Here is an 18,430-nt window from a genome sequence, read left to right as displayed (position 1 = left end):
TGACACGTCATGCTCGGTAGACCAGTAGCTTTCTGCGATCTATGGGGGAACGTCGTGAAGCTGGGTGTTCTAGGCCCACTTTCAGTGCAGGTCGAAGGTGACCTGCACACTCCGAGCGCACCGAAGATGAGAAGCGTTCTGGCCACACTGCTGGTACACGCCGACCAGGTGGTACCGGTGTCGTCACTGATACGCGAACTGTGGGACGAGGAGCCTCCGGTCAGCTGCCTGACCACGCTGCAGACCTACATCCTCAACCTGCGCAAGCTGCTGGCGTCCGCGACGGGAATGACCGCCCGTCAGGTCGCCGCGGAGATTCTCGTGACCCGGTCCGGGGGGTACCTGTTCCGGACCACCCAGGGGGACCTGGACGTCCACCGGTTCCACCAGCTCGTCGCGGACGGACGCAGGGCGCTGTCGTCGGGGGACGACCACGCCGCGCTGTCCACGCTCTCCAGCGCGCTGCAACTGTGGCGCGGACCCGCCCTCGTCGACGTCGTCGCCGGGCGGATCCTCGAAGGGCGCCGCCAGCAGTTCGAGGAGTCCCGGCTCGTCGTCCTCGAGTACCTCGTCGACACCCAGCTCCGGCTCGGCATGTACCGGGAGGTGCTCACCGAGCTCGCGGCGCTGACGGCCGACAACCCGTACCACGAGGGGTTGCACGCCCAGTACATGCGGGCGCTGTACCTCAACGGCCGGCGGGCGCAGGCCCTGGAGCTCTTCCAGCGCCTGCGCGTCAACCTGGTGAACCACCTCGGTCTGGAACCCGGACCGATGGCCCAGGAACTCCATCGCTCCATCCTCAACGCGGAGTCGATCGACGCCCAGGGCAACCTCCGCAGGCCGACCGGGGACATCGTGCGCATGTCGTCCTCCGGCGCGGTGCGGGTCTACTGACCCGGTGGAGCCCGGTCCGGCCGAGGCGGCGGACCGGGCTCCACGCGGTCGGTGGTGCGGCGGCGGGCGTGTGCCCGTGGGTCGGTTCAGCCCGCGATCGAGGCGTGGACGAACCGGACCGGTGTGGGCAGATGAAGGGGGCCGTCGCCGCGCAGCCGGTCCAGTTCCGTGGTCAGGCGGTGGCGCAGCTGCCGGTTCTCGTACTCCGGGAGGTGCTGCCACAGCAACCGCATTCCCTGGGTGTGGGACCAGTCGACCCAGGTCTCCCCGTCCGGCGCGCGCAGATCGATGTGCTCGTCGGCGATCTCCACGTCGTCGAACCCGGCGCGCACCATCGTCCGGGTCAGGTCGTCGGTGTCCTGCAGCCAGCTGTTGAACCGCCGCTTCAGCGCGTCCGGGCGCCAGTCCGCCGGCAGGTTGCGCAGCAGCCGCTCCGGGATGAGGTCCGTGAACACGGGCGGCAGGAAGGGGAACGTGTCCTCCGTGAAGACCGGGCTGGTGAAGGCGATCCGGCCACCCGGCCGCAGCAGGGCCGCGTACCGGGGGAGCGCGGCCGGAGCGTCGGGCAGGAAGATCAGGCTGTAGCTGCCGGTCACCACGTCGAACGAGGCGGGCGGAAGGTCGGGGTGCTCGCCGTCCATGACCCGGACCTCGACGTGCCGGGCGCCGAGCGCGCCGGCCTGCCGCCGGGCCTCCTCCACCATCGCGGGCGCGATGTCGATGCCGAGCACATGGCCGGAAGGGCCCACCCGTTCCGCCGCCACGAACAGGGACGCGCCCCGCCCGCACCCGACGTCGAGAACGCGTTGCCCGGGCTGCGGATCGGCCCTTTCCACAAGTCGCCGGCCCATCGGTGTGAAGAACTCGACGCCCAACTGGTCATACGTCGCCGCGGCATTGTTGAACGCCTCGGTGACCGTCGATTTGTACATCGTCTTGTCCATGGGTCCTCCAGGTGGCGAAAGCCGACCCGACCACCCTGGACGGTCCGTCTGCAATGTGGGTCGGAATGCGCTCGGTGGCCGCTCGAAACCGGCTTGTCGACGGGTCGAGCCGGTACCGAAAAGCATTGTTGAGAAGAGCCGCGGAAGTCAGGATGAACTCATCGACGACCGACAAGGAGTGCCGACCGTGAGTGACCACATCGACATTGTGCGCCGCATGGTGAACAGCTACAACACCGGAAAAACGGATGACGTCGCCGAGTTCATTCACGAGGAGTACCTCAATCCCGGTGCCCTGGAGCACATGCCGGAACTGCGCGGCCCCGAGGCGTTCGCACTCGCGGTGAAGTGGCTGAAGCTCACGTTCTCCGAGGACGCGTACCTGGAGGAGATCGGTTACGAGGAGAAAGGCAGCTGGGTGCGGGCGAAACTCGCCCTGTACGGCCGCCAGGTGGGCGAACTCGTGGGGATGCCCGCCACCGGACGCCGCTTCTCCGGGGAGCAGATCCACCTCATCCGCATCGTCGACGGCAAGATCCGCGACCACCGCGACTGGCCGGACTACCTCGGCACCTACCGCCAGCTCGGCGAGCCCTGGCCCACGGAGGAGGGCTGGCGGCCCTGAGCAGCGCGTCCGGCACACCCACGCCCAAGGGAAGGAACACGGTGAGCTCTTCCTCACCCGGCGAACACCCGGAACCGACCGACCAGGACCTCGACGTACTCCTCAAGAACCTCGGCAACCTGGTGACCCCGATGGCCGTCCGGGTCGCCGCGACGCTCCGCCTCGTCGACCACCTGCTGGCCGGGGCCGGTACCGTCGCCGACCTTGCCGCCCGCACGGACAGCCACCCCCAGGCACTCGCCCGCCTGGTCCGCCACCTGACCGTGGTCGGCGTCCTGGAGGGCGGGGAGCCGGGCCGGCCCCTGCGGCCCACCCGGCTCGGGCTGCTCCTCGCCGACGGCCATCCGGCACAGCAGCGGGCCTGGCTGGACCTGAACGGGGCCGTCTCCCACGCCGACCTGGCCTTCACCGGCCTCCTGGACGTGGTGCGCACCGGCCGTCCCGCCTACTCCGGGCGGTACGGGCGGCCCTTCTGGGAGGACCTCTCGGCGGACCGGGCGCTGGCCGACTCGTTCGACGCGCTCATGTCCTGCGACGAGGACCTGGCCTTCGAGGCCCCGGCCGACGCCTACGACTGGTCGGCGGTGCGGCACGTCCTCGACGTGGGCGGTGGCAACGGCGGCCTGCTCGCGGCGATCGCCCTGCGGGCACCGCACGTCCGGGGCACCCTCGTCGAACTGGCGGGCCCGGCCGAGCGCGCCCGGCGCAGGTTCGAGGACGCCGGGGTCGACGACCGGGTCACCGTGGCGGAGGGAGACTTCTTCAAGCCGCTGCCCGTCACCGCCGACCTCGTCCTGCTCTCCTTCGTCCTGCTCAACTGGTCCGACGAGGACGCGCTGACGATCCTGCGGCGCTGCGTCCAGGCCCTCGAACCGGGCGGCAGGATCCTCGTCCTGGACCGTGCCGACGTCGAGGGCGACGGCGCCGACCGGTTCTTCAGCACCCTGCTCGACCTGCGGATGCTGACGTTCATGGGCGGTCGGGTGCGCACCCGGGACGAGGTCGTGGCCCTGGCCGGCTCGGCCGGACTCGCCCTGGCGTCGGAGCGCACCAGCGGCTCCGCCACCCTCCCGTTCGACTTCTCGATCCTCGAGTTCACCGCCGCCCCCGAGGGGGCCGCCCCCGTCCTCCCAGCACAGGAGTAGACCCATGTCCGAACGCATCGTGCCCAGCGGGGACGTCGAGCTGTGGAGCGACGACTTCGGCGACCCGGCGGACCCGGCGCTGCTGCTCGTCATGGGCGGCAACCTCTCCGCCCTGGGCTGGCCCGACGAGTTCGCCCGGCGGCTCGCCGACGGCGGCCTCCACGTCATCCGCTACGACCACCGCGACACCGGCCGCTCCACCACCCGCGACTTCGCCGAACACCCCTACGGCTTCGGTGAACTGGCCGCCGACGCGGTCGCCGTCCTCGACGGCTGGGGCGTCGACCGCGCCCATGTCGTCGGCCTGTCGATGGGCGCGACCATCGCGCAGGTCATCGCGCTCGACCACCTCGACCGGCTGAGCAGCCTGACCATGATGCTGGGCGGCGGGCTCGACATCGACTTCGACGCCAACATCGAGCGCGTGATGCGCGGCGAACCCACGCCGGACGGCCTGCCCGGGCCGCAGCAGCCGTTCCTCGACGCGCTCGCCCTGATGCAGCAGCCGGCCGAGGGGCGCGCCGCCGAAGTGGCCAAGCGGGTGAGCAAGTGGCGCATCCTCTCCGGGACCGGTGTGCCGTTCGACGACGCCGAGTACGCGCGGTGGGAGGAACGGGCGATCGACCACGCGGGCGGTGTCCTCACCGAGCCGTACGCGCACTACTCCCTGACCCTGCCGCCGCCGGAGCGGGCCGCCGAACTGCGCGACGTCACCGTGCCGGCCCTGGTCATCCAGGCCGAGCACGACCCCATCGCACCCGCGCCGCACGGCAAGCACCTGGCCGGACTCATCCCCACCGCCCGTCTGGTGGAGATCCCCGGCATGGGGCACGCCCTGCCGTCCTCGGTCCACGGGCCGGTGGCCGAGGCCATCCTCGCCCACACCCGAGGGGCGTCATGACCGTGGCGGACGAACAGCGGGCGGGGGAGACGATGTACGGGGCGGACCTCGCCCGGGTCTACGACCTCGTGCACCGGGAGCGGGGCAAGGACTACCGCGCCGAGACCGAGGCGGTCGCCGCCGCCGCCCGGCAGCGCCGGCCCGGCGCCGGACGGCTGCTCGACATCGCGTGCGGCACCGGCGGCCATCTGCGGCACTTCACCGAGCTGTTCGCGCACGTGGAGGGGGTGGAGCTGTCGGCGCCGATGGCCGAGGCGGCGCGCGCCGCGCTGCCCGGGGTGACCGTGCACCGCGGCGACATGCGCGACTTCCGCCTGGACACCACCTTCGACGTGGTGACCTGCATGTTCGGATCCATCGGCTACATGACGTCGGTGGCCGAACTGGGCCGGGCGCTCACCGTGTTCGCCCGGCACCTGAAGCCCGGCGGGGTGGCCGTCGTCGACCCGTGGTGGTTCTACGAGACGTTCGCCGACGGTCATGTCTCGGCCGACGTCGTGACCGTCGACGGCGTCACCGTCTCCCGGGTCTCGCACTCCGCCCGCCGCGGCCGCACCTCGCACATGGACGTGCACTTCGTGGTCGCCGAACCCGGTGTCGGCGCCCGGCACTTCGTCGACACCCACATCATCTCCCTGTTCAGCCGCGCCGAGTACGAACAGGCGTTCCGCGAGGCCGGCTTCGCGGTCGAGTACCTGCCCGACGCGCCGTCGGGCCGCGGCCTGTTCGTCGGCGTCCGGATGTGAAGCGGCGACGGGAACCCGCAAGCAACGACGAGAGAGGAACGACATGAACGACCACGAGGTCGACGTTCTGGTGGTGGGTGCGGGCCTCGGTGGCCTGTCGACGGCGATGTTCCTCGCCCGGCAGGGGGTGCGCGTGCTCGTGGTGGAGCGCAGGTCCGGCCTCTCGCCCTATCCGCGGGCCGCGGGGCAGAACCCGCGCACCATGGAGCTGCTGCGCATCGGGGGCGTCGCCGACGAGGTGACCCGGGCCAACGACATCCGCGGCGTCCAGGGGGACTTCGTCATCCGGCTCGCCCAGAGCGTGCGGGGCGAGATCCTGCGGACCGTCTCGGAGAGCTTCGACGACATGGTGGCCGCGACCCGGCCGTGCACCCCGGCCGGCTGGGCGATGCTGTCCCAGGACAAGCTGGAGCCGATCCTGCTCGCGCAGGCGGAGCGGCACGGCGGCGCCATCCGCTTCGACACCCGGCTGGTGTCGTTCGACCAGGACGCGGACGGTGTCACGGCCCGGCTCCAGGGGCCCGAGGGCGAGTACGACCTGCGCGCCGGCTACCTCGTCGGCGCCGACGGCAACCGCAGCCTGGTCCGGGAGTCGCTGGGGATCGGGCGGTACGGGCACGGCACGCTGACCCACATGGTCGGGGTCATCTTCGACGCGGACCTCTCCGGCATCATGGAGCCGGGCACGACGGGCTGGTACTACCTGCACCACCCCCAGTTCACCGGCACGTTCGGGCCGACGGACCGGCCCGACCGGCACACCCTCTTCGTCGAGTACGACCCCGACGAGGGCGAGCGCCCCGAGGACTTCACGCCGGAGCGCTGCGTCGAGCTGATCGGCCTCGCCCTGGACGCTCCCGAGGTGCGGCCCGAGCTGGTCGACATCCAGGGCTGGGAGATGGCGGCCCGGATCGCCGAACGCTGGCGCGAAGGGCGGGTGTTCCTCGTCGGGGACGCGGCGAAGGTGACGCCGCCGACCGGCGGCATGAGCGGCAACGCGGCCGTCGCCGACGGGTTCGATCTGGCCTGGAAGCTGGCGGCGGTGCTGCACGGGCAGGCCGGGCCGGGACTCCTCGGCACGTACGAGGACGAGCGCAAGGTCGCCGCGGAGCTGGTCGTGGCGGAGGCGCTGGCGATCTACGCGCAGCGGATGGCGCCGCACATGGCGGACGTGTGGGACAAGTCGGTGGGGTACCCCGAGACGCTGCTCGGCTTCCGCTACCGCTCCTCGGCGGTCCTGGCCACGGACGACGACCCGGCGCGGGTGGAGAACCCGATGACCCCGAGCGGCCGCCCCGGCTTCCGGGGACCGCACGTCCCGGTGACCCGGCACGGCGAACGGATCTCCACGGTCGACCTGTTCGGCGACGGCTGGACCCTGCTCGCCGGTGAGCTGGGAGCGGACTGGGTCGCGGCGGCGGAGACGGTCTCGGCGGAACTGGGGGTCCCGGTCCGGGCGTACCGGATCGGTGCCGGCCTCACGGATCCCGAGGCCGCGGTGGCCGACCGGTACGGCATCGGCAAGGCGGGGGCGAGTCTGGTCCGCCCCGACGGCATCGTCGCCTGGCGCACGGACGAACCGCCGTCCGACGCCGCGGACGCCCTCGGCGGAGCCCTGCGCAAGGTCCTCTCCCGCTGATCCCGTCCCGCGGCCGGGCAGCGCGCCGCCCCCGCACCCCGCCGGGCTGCCCGGCGGGGTGCGGGGGCGGGCCGTGCGGAGTTCTGGGGGCCAGGGGAGCCGCGGTCCTGGGGCCCGGCGCTGCCCGGAGCGCGTGCCTCGTCGAAGGCGTGCCGGAACGGGAAGGACCGGACGACGCCGGCCAGGCTCAACTGTCACGCCCCGGCCCGGACGGGGCACGTCCGGGCCGGGGCGCAGGTCCTCCGTCTGTCTCCGTTCAGGCTAGGTCCTCCGCCAGGACGTCGCTCGGGCGGGTCTTCGGGTCGCCGACGAGCGTCGCCGCGCGGCGGACGCGGTCGACCAGGAGGGCCTGGCGGTGGATCACGGACGTGTCGGTGAGGGGGCCCGTGCCCGTGAGGGCCGCGCGGACGAACGCGTCCATCGCGTTGAACACCTGGTTGTCCTCGGGCAGCGACCGCTCCGTCACCACGTCCTGCTGCTCGATCCGGACCACCGGCTTCAACTGCTCCGGCGGCGTGAAGGCCCGCCGGACGCTCACCCGCCCCCGGTTGCCCCACAGCGCGTAGGTCGACCGGTAGGAGTGTTCGAAGCCGAAGTCCAGCTGGGCCGTCACCCCCCGGTCGTCGCTCAGCAGCACGCTGCCCGCCACGTCCACCCCGGTCGCCTCGTCCACGCGCAGACACGCCCCGAGCACCTCGAGCTCACCGGCCAGGTACAGCTGGGCCGCGCGCAGCGGGTACACCCCGACGTCGAGCAACGCGCCCCCGCCCAGCGCCGGCTGGTACCGGAACGACTCCGGGGCCAGCGGCGGCACGGCGAACGACCCGGAGAACAGCCGCAGTTCCCCCACGGCCTCGTCGAGCATCGCGCGCACCGCGGCGTGCTGGGAATGGTGCAGGAACATGAAGTTCTCGGCCAGCACGAGTCCGAGTTCCGACGCGGTCGACATCAGCTCGAGCGTCTTCTCGTACGTGTCCGACATCGGTTTCTCGACGAGCACGTGTTTTCCCGACCGCAAAGCCCGTAGCGCCCACTCGTGATGCATGGCCGGTGGCAGCGGAATATAGATGGCGTCCAGGTCGTCCCGCTCGACGAGCTCCGCGTAATCCCCCACGCCGTGGCAGCCGAACGCGGCTCCCACCCGCTCGGCCCTCGCCTTGTCCCGGCTGGCCACCGCGACGAGGTCCACATGGTCGTGCGCGGCGAGAACAGGCATGATCCGGCGCATCGCGATGTTCGCCGTTCCGATCACGCCCATTCGGAGCGCCCGTTGCTGACGGTGCTCTGGCATAGGGATCCTCATCACCTCGCGGGAGTCCAGTGGCTTCCCCACCGTAGGACCGGGAGATCAAGCACTGCTTGAGGAACGGTGGACGCGGAAAAAGGCAGTTCGAGTGTTCTTCTAATACGGCCCCGTACCTTGCCGAGGGAATCGGATGACGGAGGTGGCGGGGTGACGGCGGCGACGAATGCCCTGGGGCGCGAACTACAACTCGTCCACGCGGCGCAATGGCTCTACGCGATCAACGGCGAGCCGTTCGTGCCGGGGGAGGGCGACCCGTACGCGCGGCTGGTACGGGGATTCGACAGCGGCGAGGACCGCGCGGACGACGCGGGCGGGCTCCTCGCGTCGGTCGCGGAGCGAGGGCCGGTGTGGCGCAGCCGGCTCGACACCTGGGTCGTCACCGGCCCCAGGGCGCTCCGGGAACTGTCCGGCAGCCGGGACCTGGCGGTGTCCGCCGCCGTTCCGCAGGCGGAGGCGTGGCTGCCCGACCCGGCGCGCCAGCGCACCACGGCGCTCGTCCGGGACCTGGCACTGCGGGGCGGCACGAGGGCCGTGCGCGGGCACGCCGGAGCGCTGCGGGAACAGGCCACGCGGGCGGCGGCCCGGCTCGGGCCGGGCCCCGTCGACCTGATGGCCGACTTCGCCGAGCCGCTGACCGCGGTGGCGTACGCCGTCCTCCTGGACGTGCCCGAGGAGCGGCACGCGGCGTTCGCCGCCGGCCTCGCCGGGACCGCACCGGCCGTGGACGCGCTGCTCTGCCCGCAGACGCTGGAGGTGACGCGGCGCCTGGCGGCAGGCGTGCGAGGACTGCGGGAGCTGTTCGCCGGGCGGGACCGGGCGGAGGCGGACCTGCTGCTCGCCGTGGCCGGGGCCCGGGCCGCGGCGGACCTGCTCGGCAACGCCCTGCACATGCTCCTCGACCGGCCGCACGACTGGGCGCTGCTGCGCTCGGACCCCGCGCACGCGGCCCGGCTGGTCGAGGAGGCCCTGCGCGGCCGGCCGCTGTGGCGGGCTCTCCCCCTGGTGGCCCTCGCCCCGGCCGAGGTGGCCGGCGCCCGCATCGAGACCGGCGACACCGTCACCGTCGTGATCACCGGGACCGGCGGCGGCCCGGCCCCGCTGCCCGTGCCCGCCTGCGCCGCCCTGCTCCCGGCCGCGACCGCGCTGGCCGAGCAGGCGCTGGCGGCACTGGGCGCGCGGTTCGAGCTGCTGCGGCCGGACGGCGACCCGGTGCGCCTGCGCCGGGCGCCCCTGACCCGGCGCCTGGTCAGGCTGCCGGCCCGACTCGGCGAGGAGGAGACGCGATGAAGGTTCTGTTCACCTCACTGGCCCACCACACCCACTACTACCCACTCGTGCCGCTGGCGTGGGCGCTGCGCACCGCGGGCCACGAGGTGCGGATCGCCAGCCAGCCCGAGCTGACCGACGTCATCACGGGCACGGGACTGACCGCCGTCCCCGTCGAGTGGTCGCTCGGCGCCCTGGAGGACCTCGGCCTGCTCGGCAAGCTCCACGACGAGGCCTCGGCCCACGTGCAGGGCTTCGACTACGCCGCCCGGGGCGAACACCCCTGGACGTACGAGCAGTTGCTCGCGCTGGAGAACGTGATGGTGCCGACGCTGTACGGCGCCCTCAACAACGACACCATGGTCGACGCCCTGGTGGACTTCGCCCGCTCCTGGCAGCCCGACCTCGTCGTCTGGGAGACCTTCACCCTCGCCGGGGCCATCGCGGCGCGGGTGACGGGAGCGGCCCACTGCCGGCTGGTCTCCGGCCCCGACATCAGCGTGCGGGCCCGCAAGGAGTTCCTGCGGCTGGCCGCCGAGCAGGAGCCGGAGCACCGCGAGGACCCCACCGCCGAGTGGCTGGAGCGCACCCTGCGGCGGCTGGGCTGCGCGGCCGGCTTCGATGAGGACATGGTCACCGGCCAGTGGACCGTCAACACCACGCCGCCCAGCACCCAGCTCGACCTGGACCTGCCGACCGTCCAGGTGCGGCACGTGCCGTACAACGGTCCCGCGGTCGTGCCGGAGTGGCTGCGGAGCCACCCCGGGCGCAGCCGCGTCTGCGTGACGCTCGGCTCCTCGGCCTCCGACGTCGGCGTCGACATGGCCGAACTGCTCGCGCACCTCGCGGAGCTGGACGCGGAGATCGTCGCCACCGTCGACGAGGCGACCCGCGAAGCGGCGAAGGACCTGCCGGACAACGTACGCCTCGTCGACTTCGTCCCGCTCAACGACCTGCTGCCCACCTGCGACGCGGTCGTCCACCACGGTGGCGTCGGCACCAAGGCCACGGCCGAACTGCACGCCGTGCCCCAGCTGATCCTGGCCTTCGGCTGGGACACCGAGGTCATGGGCCGCGGGCTGGAGGACATCGGCGCCGGCCTGTGCGTGCCGAGCGACGGCCTGCTGCCCGACGTGCTGCGCAAGCAGGTCCAGCGACTGATCAGCGAGCCGTCGTTCGCCCACGGGGCCCGACGGCTCCAGGAGGAACTGCTCGCCGTGCCCAGCCCCAACGAGGTCGTCCCGGTGCTGGAACGGCTGGTCGCCGAACACCGCGGCGCCCCCGGGGCCGCGACGGCGGAGCACGGCACGAACGGGTTAGGCCACCACCGAGGATGAGGGGTTCAGAGGTGACGGACACCAAGGCGCTGGTGCTGGAACTGGCGCGCAAGTACCACAAGGAACAGGAAACGCGGGCGTTCGAACCGGGAGTCACGCCGATCCTGTCCTCGGGCGCGGTCCTCGACGAGGAGGACCGGCACGCCTTGGTCGAGGCCGCACTGGAGATGCGGATCGCCGCCGGCGTGCGCACCCGGAAGTTCGAGAGCGAGTTCGCCCGCTACTTCCGGCTGCGCAAGGCGCACATGGTGAACTCGGGATCGTCGGCCAACCTGCTGGCGGTCAGCGCGCTCACCTCGCCGAAGCTGAAGGACCTGCGGCTGCGCCCCGGCGACGAGGCCATCACGGTGGGCGCCGGCTTCCCGACCACGATCAACCCGCTCGTCCAGAACGGCCTGACGCCGGTCTTCGTGGACGTGGAACTGGGCACCTACAACGCCTCGCTGGCGCAGATCGAGGCGGCGATCTCCCCGCGCACCCGGCTCATCATGATCGCCCACGCCCTCGGCAACCCGTTCCCCGTCGCCGAGGTCGCGGAACTCGCCCGCCGGCACGACCTGTTCCTCATCGAGGACAACTGCGACGCCGTCGGCTCCACCTACCAGGGCAAACTCACCGGCACCTTCGGCGACCTGTCGACGGTGAGCTTCTACCCGGCCCACCACATCACCGCGGGCGAGGGCGGCTGCGTCCTGACGGCGAGCCTGGAACTGGCCCGGATCGTGGAGTCGATGCGCGACTGGGGCCGGGACTGCTGGTGTGAACCGGGCACCGACAACACCTGCCTGAAGCGGTTCGACTACCAGCTCGGCACCCTCCCGGCCGGCTATGACCACAAGTACATCTTCTCCCACGTCGGCTACAACCTGAAGGCCACCGACCTCCAGGGCGCCCTGGCCCTCAGCCAGTTGCAGAAGGTCGACGACTTCGTCGCGGCCCGCCGCCGCAACTGGCAGCGGCTGCACGACGGACTGGCCGCAGTGCCCGGACTGCTGCTGCCGCGGGCCACCCCGGGCAGCGACCCCAGCTGGTTCGGCTTCGCCCTGACCGTGCTGCCCGGCGCGGGCTTCACCCGCAGGGACCTCGTCGACTTCCTGGAGGGCCGGAAGATCGGCACCCGACGGCTGTTCGGCGGGAACATCACCCGTCACCCCGCCTACCAGGACGTGCGCTACCGGATCGTGGACGAGCTGACCAACTGCGACACCGTCACCGAGGACACCTTCTGGATCGGCGTCTACCCGGGGCTGACCAGCGAAATGCTCGACTACGTCATCGAGACCATCACCGAGTTCTGCACGCGAAGGGGCTGATCAGACCATGTCCGCACAACCCAGCCGGGTTGCCGTCGTCACCGGTGCCACCAGCGGGATCGGCCTCTCCGTCGCCCGGTCGCTGGCCGCCGCCGGCCACCGCGTGTACCTCTGCGCCCGGGACGCCGACCGGGTCGCGCTCACCGTCAAGGAACTGCGCGCCGAGGGCCACGAGGTGGACGGCGCCGCCTGCGACGTGCGCGAGGTCGCGCAGATCGAGGCCCTGATGTCCGCCGCCGTGGAGCGCCACGGGCCCGTCGAGGTGCTCGTGAACAACGCCGGCCGCAGCGGCGGCGGACCGACCCACACGATCACCGACGAGCTGTGGGACGACGTGATGGCCACCAACCTGGACAGCGTCTTCCGCGTCACCCGGGCCGCCCTGACCACCGGCCGCATGCGGGAGGGCGGCTGGGGCCGGATCGTGAACATCGCCTCCACCGGCGGCAAGCAGGGCGTGGTGCTCGGCGCCCCCTACTCCGCCTCCAAGCACGGCGTCGTCGGCTTCACCAAGGCCCTGGGCCTGGAGCTGGCCAAGACCGGCATCACGGTCAACGCGGTCTGCCCCGGTTACGTGGAGACCCCCATGGCGGAGCGGGTCCGGCAGGGCTACGCCGCCGCCTGGGACACCACGGAGGAGGAGGTCCTCGACCGGTTCCAGGCCAAGATCCCGCTCGGCCGCTACACCACGCCCGACGAGGTGGCGGGCATGGTCGGCTACCTGCTGACCGACGCGGCCGCATCCGTCACCGCGCAGGCGATCAACGTCTGCGGCGGGCTGGGCAACTACTGAGGAGAGCCATGTCGGACGAGACCGCGCACCACACCGTCCACGAGATCGACGTGCGAGCGCCCGCCGAGGCGGTGTTCGACCTCGTCGCCGAGGCTTCCCGCTGGCCGGTGCATTTCCCGCCGAGCGTCCACGTCGAGCGACTGGAGGGCGACGACCGCCAGGAGCGGCTGCGGATCTGGGCCACGGCCAACGGCGAGGTCAAGAGCTGGACCTCGCGCCGTGAACTCGACCGGACCGGACTGCGCGTGGCGTTCCGCCAGGAGGAGTCCCGGGCGCCCGTGCGGAGCATGAGCGGGGAGTGGCGGCTGGAGCCGCTCGGCCCGGAGCGGACCCGGGTGCGCTTCACCCACACGTTCACGGCCGTCGACGACGCCCCGGAGCACGTCGAGTGGATCAACCGGGCCATCGACACCAACACCGCGTCGGAGCTGGAGGCGCTGCGCCGGGGCGCGGAGGAGGCGGACGCCGGCCTCACCTTCACCTTCGACGACAGCGTGCGCGTCGACGGATCGGCCAAGGACGCCTACGAGTTCATCCGCGCCGCGGACCGCTGGACGGAGCGGCTGCCGCACGTCGCCCGGGTCGTCCTCACCGAGGACACCCCGAACGAGCAGATCCTGGAGATGGACACGCTCACCGCCGACGGCGAGACCCACACCACCCGTTCGGTGCGGGTCTGCTTCCCCGCCGAGCGGATCGTCTACAAGCAGATCCGGACCCCTGCGCTGATGGCCGCGCACACCGGCGAGTGGATCTTCGAGGAGGACGAGCGGGGCTGCACGGTCACCTCCCGGCACACCGTGCGGATCGAACCGGACGCCGTGACCACCGTCCTCGGCCCGCAGGCCGACGTGGCCGCCGCCCGCACCATGATCCGGGAGGCGCTCGGCCGCAACAGCCTGGCCACGCTGCGGCACGCAGCGGAGCACGCGAAGCGGCGGGGCGGCACCGAGCCGGTCTCCGCGCAGACGTATGTCGCCGTGCAGCAGTTCTACGCCCGGCAGATGCGGCTGCTGGACGAGCGGCGGGCCGAGGAGTGGGCGCGGACCTTCACCGAGGACGGCGTGTTCGCGCAGAACACCGCCCCCGAGCCCCTGCGCGGCCGGGAGGCCGTCGCCGCCGCCGTACGCCGGAACCTGGCGCGGACGGCGGACACGCCGGAGCAGCGGCGCCACGTGTTCTCCATGCTCACCGTGGTGCCCGGGCCCGGCGGCTCCCTCCACACCCGCTGCTACGCGCAGGTCCTGGCGACCCCGCCCGGGGGGCAGAGCAGGCTGCACCTGAGCGCGGTGTGCGAGGACGAACTGGTACCGGACGGCGACGACTGGCTGGTCCGCCACCGCAGGGTCGAGCACGACGGCGGCTGAGCCGCGGCCCCGACGGGCCCACACGTCGGCGGGCCGCACCGGTGACGGTGCGGCCCGCAGGCGTGCGCGGCCGGGCTGCCGCGGCGGTCAGGTGAGGGAGAGACCGCCGTCCACCGGGACGACCGCGCCCGTCATGTAGCGGCCCCCGGGATCGGCCAGCGCCGTGACCCACCAGGCCACGTCCTCGGGGGTGGCGACCCGCCCGAGCGGGATGCGCTCCGAGATCTGCCCGAGGAACCCCTGGTACTCCTCGGCGGACATGCCGACGCGCTCGCCGATGCCGGTGTCCGTCACACCCGGAGCCACCGACACCACGCGGATGCCGCGCGGCGCGAGCTCCACGGCCCAGGTACGGGTGAAGTGGTTCAGCGCCGCCTTCGTGGCCCAGTACACCGAGTTGTCGGGGAACCCCTGGATGCCCAGCGAGCCCGCGGAACTGACGTTGACGATGGTGCCGCCGGTCGCCTCCAGGGCGTCCAGGGCGGCCTGCGCGACGAAGGCCGGCGCCAGCAGGTTGACCGCGAGCTGGTGCTCGGTCGCGGCCCGGTCCAGTTTGGCGAGCGGCGCGAACGTGCCGGTCCCGGCGTTGTTGACCAGCACGTCGACGCGTCCGAAGGCCCGCAGCGCCGCCTCCACCACCGCCTCGCCGGCCCCCGGCTCGGTGACGTCGGCCACGAGAGTGCGGATGCCGTCGTGGCCCTCGGCCGTCTCGTCGAGGGCGGCCGCGGTACGGCCGACGACGAGCACACGGTCCCCCTGCCCGGCGAAGCGGCGGGCCGTCGCACGGCCGATTCCGGTGCCGCCACCCGTGATGATCACAGTCCTAGGAGTCATGCCCGGACGCTACTGACGACCGCTCGAAGCGCGGTCGACCCCTTCGTCCGGCCGGTCGTCCCGGGTGATGTGCCGCTCCGCCACCAGCAGTTCGCCGTCCCGCCGGACCAGCCGGTCGCGCATCACGCAGGACAGGTGCACCCGCGGGGCGCCGCCCCGGGGGGTCGCCAGGATCTGCACGCAGGAGACGGCCTCGATCCCGTCGGCGGTGCTCCGGGCGGTCGTCATGGTGACCCAGTGGCGGTGCACCTCCCCGGCGGCCGCCCGCCCCTCGGCCGCCGCCCGCGCGCCGGCGGCGATGCCCTCCCGGCCCCGGACCGGCTCCGTCATCGACGGCGACGCGAACGTGGCGTCGGGCGTGAACGTGGCGGCCCACGCCCCGGCCTCGCCACCGTCGAGCAGCTGCATGTGGCGGGCGTAGAACTGCTGGATGTCCGTGCTGTCCATGAACGGCCTCCCCTACGACGGTCTGCACGCCCGACCCTGACGCATCCGTGTCGAATCCGGGTCGAGACGGCCGCGCGGTCGTCGAGCCGGATTCCAATGCCTTCCGAGCGGCTGCGGCCAGGCTGGCGTGGTCGTCCAGGAGGTGACCGTGCGCATCATTGACCTGTCCTCGCCGGTGGACTCCGGCTCGTTCGAACCGGACCCGGTGGTCCACGAGGTGATGTCCCCGCGTGAGGGCGCGCTGCACATGCGCGACGAGATGCGGGAGCACTTCGGCATCGAGTTCGACCCCGACGTCCTGCCCGACGGCGAGTTCCTCTCGCTGGACCGGCTGAGTCTGACCACCCACACCGGCACGCACGTCGACGCGCCCTCGCACTACGGCTCGAGGACGACGTACGGCACCGGCGTGCCCCGGCACATCGACGCGATGCCGCTGGAGTGGTTCCTCGCCCCCGGGGTGGTCCTGGACGTCCGGGGCCGTGAGGCGGGCACGGTCGACGCGGCCGACCTGCGCAAGGAGCTCGACCGGATCGGGTACGCGCTCGCCCCGTCCGACATCGTGATCCTGCACACCGGCGCCGCCGCGTGGTCGGGCACCAGCCGGTACTTCACCGACTTCGTCGGTCTCGACGCGAGCGCCATCGCCTTCCTGCTCGACGCGGGCATCCGGGTGGTCGGCACCGACGCGTTCAGCCTGGACGCGCCGTTCGGCACGATCATCGCCGAGTACCGGCGGACCGGGGACCCCGCCGTGCTCTGGCCGGCCCACGTCGCCGGACGCCACCGGGAGTACTGCCAGATCGAGCGGCTCTCGGGACTGGAGAACCTGCCCGCGCCGTACGGCTTCCAGGTGTCGTGCCTCCCGGTGAAGATCGCCGGCGCCGGCGCCGGCTGGGCGCGGGCGGTCGCCCTCGTCGACGACTAGGACCCGACAGGGGAGCGCCCGACCCACCGCCACCTGGCGCACAGGACAGCAGCCGACCCGAGGAGAAACCATGTACAGCACGGACCTCGCCGAGGTCTACGAGACGGTGTACCGCAGCCGGGGCAAGGACTGGGCGGCGGAGGCCGAGGACATCGCGGCCCTGGCCCGCCGGCACGCCCCGGGCGCCGACGCGCTGCTCGACGTGGCGTGCGGCACCGCCGCCCATCTCGGCCCGTTCAGCAAGCTCTTCGCCACGGCGGAGGGCCTGGAGATCGCGGCGCCGATGCGCGACCTGGCGCTCGAGCGGTGGCCCGGCCTGACCATCCACGAGGGCGACATGCGCGACTTCGACCTCGGCCGCCGGTACTCCGTCGTCACCTGCATGTTCTGCGCCATCGGCTATCTGGGCAGCGTCGAGGAGATGCGCTCCGCCGTGGCCTCGATGGCCCGCCACCTCGAACCGGGAGGCGCGCTGATCATCGAACCCTGGTGGTTCCCGGAGCAGTTCAAGGAGGGGTTCGTCGCCGGGGACCTGGCCCGCGAGGGCGACCGGACCGTGGCCCGGATCTCCCACTCCACCCTCCAGGGGCGCGCGACCCGGATGGAGGTCCGCTTCCTCGTCGGGGAGCCGTCGGGCATCCGGACCTTCACCGAGATCGACGTACTGACCCTCTTCACGCGTGACGAGTACGAGCAGGCGTTCCGGGACGCCGGCTGCTCCGTCGCGTACCGGCCGGGCCCGCCGACGGGCCGCGGTCTCTTCGTCGGAGTCAAGGAGCGGGAGGTGTCCGGGCGATGACCACCTACGTCTGGGACTACTTGCGGGAGTACGCCGAGGAGCGCGAGGAACTCCTCGACGCCGTCGACACGGTGTTCCAGTCCGGTCAGCTCGTCCTCGGCGAGAGCGTCTCCCGCTTCGAGCAGGAGTTCGCCGCCTACCACGGGCAGCCGCACTGCGTGGGCGTGGACAACGGCACCAACGCGATCGTCCTCGGCCTGCAGGCCCTCGGGGTGAAACCCGGCGACGAGGTGATCACGGTCTCCAACACGGCGGCCCCCACCGTGCTGGCCATCGACGCCGTCGGCGCCCGGCCGGTCTTCGTCGACGTGCGCGAGGAGGACTACCTCATGCGCACCGACCAGCTCGCCGGCGCGCTCACCGAGCGCACCGCGGCCATCGTGCCCGTGCACCTGTACGGGCAGTGCGTCGACATGGCCGCCGTGACCGCCTTCGCCGAGCGCCACGGACTGAAGGTCCTGGAGGACTGCGCCCAGGCCCACGGCGCCCGGCACCACGGCCGGCTGGCCGGGACCATGGGCGACGCCGCGGCCTTCTCCTTCTACCCGACGAAGGTGCTCGGCGCGTACGGCGACGGCGGCGCCGTGGTCACCCGCGACGACGGCACGGACGCGAACCTGCGCCGGCTGCGCTACTACGGCATGGAGGACCGGTACTACGTTGTCCAGACCCCCGGGCACAACAGCCGCCTCGACGAGGTCCAGGCCGAGATCCTCCGCCGCAAGCTCCGGCGCCTCGACACCTACGTCGAGGGCCGGCGGCGCGTGGCGCGACGCTATGCGGAGGGGCTGGCGGACACCGGCCTCGTCCTTCCCTCGAACGCGGTGGGCAATGATCACGTCCACTACGTCCACGTGGTCCGCCACCCCGAGCGGGACCGCATCATCGAGCGGCTCAGGGCGTACGACATCGAGCTGAACATCAGCTACCCCTGGCCGGTGCACACGATGAGCGGCTTCGCGCACCTCGGGTACCGCGAGGGCGACCTGCCGGTGACCGAGCGGCTGGCGAAGGAGATCTTCTCCCTGCCGATGTACCCCTCGCTGCCGCAGCACGTCCAGGAGAAGGTGATCGAGGCGCTCCGCGAGGTGATCGCCGGGCTCTGACGCCGGCGCGCGGGCGCGCGACGAAACGCCGTGTCCC

General features: G+C 72.3%; 18 protein-coding genes. 14 read left to right on the top strand and 4 right to left on the bottom strand.

Annotated elements, in window-relative coordinates:
• Positions 1-9 precede the first annotated feature (9 nt).
• Entirely contained in the window at positions 10-897 is an 888-nt protein-coding gene (locus tag ACSUPV_RS14325; protein WP_435850633.1) for an AfsR/SARP family transcriptional regulator, read from the top strand.
• Between the two features lie 86 nt (positions 898-983).
• On the opposite strand, the gene ACSUPV_RS14320 is transcribed toward ACSUPV_RS14325, so the two are convergent.
• Positions 984-1,841, bottom strand: coding sequence for a class I SAM-dependent methyltransferase (locus ACSUPV_RS14320; RefSeq protein WP_037757689.1), 858 nt, complete (start codon positions 1,839-1,841; stop codon positions 984-986).
• A 187-nt stretch (positions 1,842-2,028) separates the two neighbouring features.
• Between ACSUPV_RS14320 and ACSUPV_RS14315 the strand changes: the two genes are divergently transcribed.
• Genes ACSUPV_RS14315 through rdmE form a run of 5 tightly spaced genes read left to right on the top strand, consistent with a single transcriptional unit; the run spans position 2,029 to position 6,897 of the window.
• A complete protein-coding gene (locus ACSUPV_RS14315; RefSeq protein WP_359795103.1) occupies positions 2,029-2,466 on the top strand; it encodes an ester cyclase in 438 nt (145 codons plus the stop codon).
• A 41-nt stretch (positions 2,467-2,507) separates the two neighbouring features.
• Positions 2,508-3,611: a methyltransferase gene (locus ACSUPV_RS14310; protein ID WP_436947606.1), complete on the top strand. Its 1,104-nt coding sequence runs from the start codon at positions 2,508-2,510 to the stop codon at positions 3,609-3,611.
• A gap of 4 nt (positions 3,612-3,615) precedes the next feature.
• Positions 3,616-4,512: an alpha/beta fold hydrolase gene (locus ACSUPV_RS14305; RefSeq protein ID WP_382612627.1), complete on the top strand. Its 897-nt coding sequence runs from the start codon at positions 3,616-3,618 to the stop codon at positions 4,510-4,512.
• Positions 4,509-5,258, top strand: a complete 750-nt coding sequence (locus ACSUPV_RS14300; protein WP_382612624.1) for a class I SAM-dependent methyltransferase — start codon at positions 4,509-4,511, stop codon at positions 5,256-5,258. Before ACSUPV_RS14305 ends, ACSUPV_RS14300 begins: the two co-directional genes overlap by 4 nt.
• Before the next feature lie 43 nt (positions 5,259-5,301).
• Positions 5,302-6,897: an aklavinone 12-hydroxylase RdmE gene (rdmE, locus tag ACSUPV_RS14295; protein WP_359795099.1), complete on the top strand. Its 1,596-nt coding sequence runs from the start codon at positions 5,302-5,304 to the stop codon at positions 6,895-6,897.
• Positions 6,898-7,153: 256 nt separating this feature from the next.
• On the opposite strand, the gene ACSUPV_RS14290 is transcribed toward rdmE, so the two are convergent.
• Positions 7,154-8,188: a Gfo/Idh/MocA family protein gene (locus tag ACSUPV_RS14290; protein WP_359795097.1), complete on the bottom strand. Its 1,035-nt coding sequence runs from the start codon at positions 8,186-8,188 to the stop codon at positions 7,154-7,156.
• Between the two features lie 162 nt (positions 8,189-8,350).
• On the opposite strand from ACSUPV_RS14290, the gene ACSUPV_RS14285 reads away from it, so the two are divergent.
• The 5 genes from ACSUPV_RS14285 to ACSUPV_RS14265 are packed head-to-tail and all read left to right on the top strand — an operon-like array spanning position 8,351 to position 14,279.
• Positions 8,351-9,490 (top strand): hypothetical protein, encoded by a 1,140-nt coding sequence (locus tag ACSUPV_RS14285; RefSeq protein WP_436947604.1) that lies wholly within the window; start codon positions 8,351-8,353, stop codon positions 9,488-9,490.
• Positions 9,487-10,806, top strand: coding sequence for an activator-dependent family glycosyltransferase (locus ACSUPV_RS14280; RefSeq protein ID WP_031119649.1), 1,320 nt, complete (start codon positions 9,487-9,489; stop codon positions 10,804-10,806). The genes ACSUPV_RS14285 and ACSUPV_RS14280 overlap by 4 nt, the downstream gene beginning before the upstream one ends.
• A gap of 11 nt (positions 10,807-10,817) precedes the next feature.
• A complete protein-coding gene (gene rfbH / locus ACSUPV_RS14275) occupies positions 10,818-12,119 on the top strand; it encodes a lipopolysaccharide biosynthesis protein RfbH (RefSeq protein WP_037757701.1) in 1,302 nt (433 codons plus the stop codon).
• A 7-nt stretch (positions 12,120-12,126) separates the two neighbouring features.
• Positions 12,127-12,912, top strand: a complete 786-nt coding sequence (gene fabG / locus ACSUPV_RS14270) for a 3-oxoacyl-ACP reductase FabG (protein WP_031119646.1) — start codon at positions 12,127-12,129, stop codon at positions 12,910-12,912.
• Between the two features lie 8 nt (positions 12,913-12,920).
• The gene (locus ACSUPV_RS14265; protein ID WP_382612613.1) at positions 12,921-14,279 is read left to right on the top strand and encodes a nuclear transport factor 2 family protein; all 1,359 of its coding nucleotides are present in this window, start codon (positions 12,921-12,923) and stop codon (positions 14,277-14,279) included.
• Between the two features lie 87 nt (positions 14,280-14,366).
• Here the strand turns inward: ACSUPV_RS14265 and ACSUPV_RS14260 are convergent, their stop codons facing one another.
• Entirely contained in the window at positions 14,367-15,098 is a 732-nt protein-coding gene (locus ACSUPV_RS14260; RefSeq protein ID WP_031119643.1) for an SDR family NAD(P)-dependent oxidoreductase, read from the bottom strand.
• Positions 15,099-15,122: 24 nt separating this feature from the next.
• Complete coding sequence (locus ACSUPV_RS14255; RefSeq protein ID WP_051648278.1) at positions 15,123-15,560, bottom strand: nuclear transport factor 2 family protein; 438 nt, start codon at positions 15,558-15,560, stop codon at positions 15,123-15,125.
• A 148-nt stretch (positions 15,561-15,708) separates the two neighbouring features.
• Here ACSUPV_RS14255 and ACSUPV_RS14250 point away from each other — a divergent pair, with 148 nt between their 5' ends.
• From ACSUPV_RS14250 to ACSUPV_RS14240, 3 genes are all read left to right on the top strand, one after another.
• Complete coding sequence (locus tag ACSUPV_RS14250; protein ID WP_031119640.1) at positions 15,709-16,488, top strand: cyclase family protein; 780 nt, start codon at positions 15,709-15,711, stop codon at positions 16,486-16,488.
• 70 nt (positions 16,489-16,558) lie between these two features.
• Positions 16,559-17,287 (top strand): class I SAM-dependent methyltransferase, encoded by a 729-nt coding sequence (locus tag ACSUPV_RS14245; protein WP_031119639.1) that lies wholly within the window; start codon positions 16,559-16,561, stop codon positions 17,285-17,287.
• Positions 17,284-18,393: a DegT/DnrJ/EryC1/StrS family aminotransferase gene (locus ACSUPV_RS14240; protein WP_382612608.1), complete on the top strand. Its 1,110-nt coding sequence runs from the start codon at positions 17,284-17,286 to the stop codon at positions 18,391-18,393. Before ACSUPV_RS14245 ends, ACSUPV_RS14240 begins: the two co-directional genes overlap by 4 nt.
• Positions 18,394-18,430 lie beyond the last annotated feature (37 nt).

This window comes from Streptomyces sp. SudanB52_2052, assembly GCF_964272415.1.
Lineage (GTDB): Bacteria > Actinomycetota > Actinomycetes > Streptomycetales > Streptomycetaceae > Streptomyces > Streptomyces olindensis.
The sequence above is the reverse complement of the archived record's forward strand: the minus strand, read 5'-3'. Positions and strand labels throughout refer to the sequence as shown.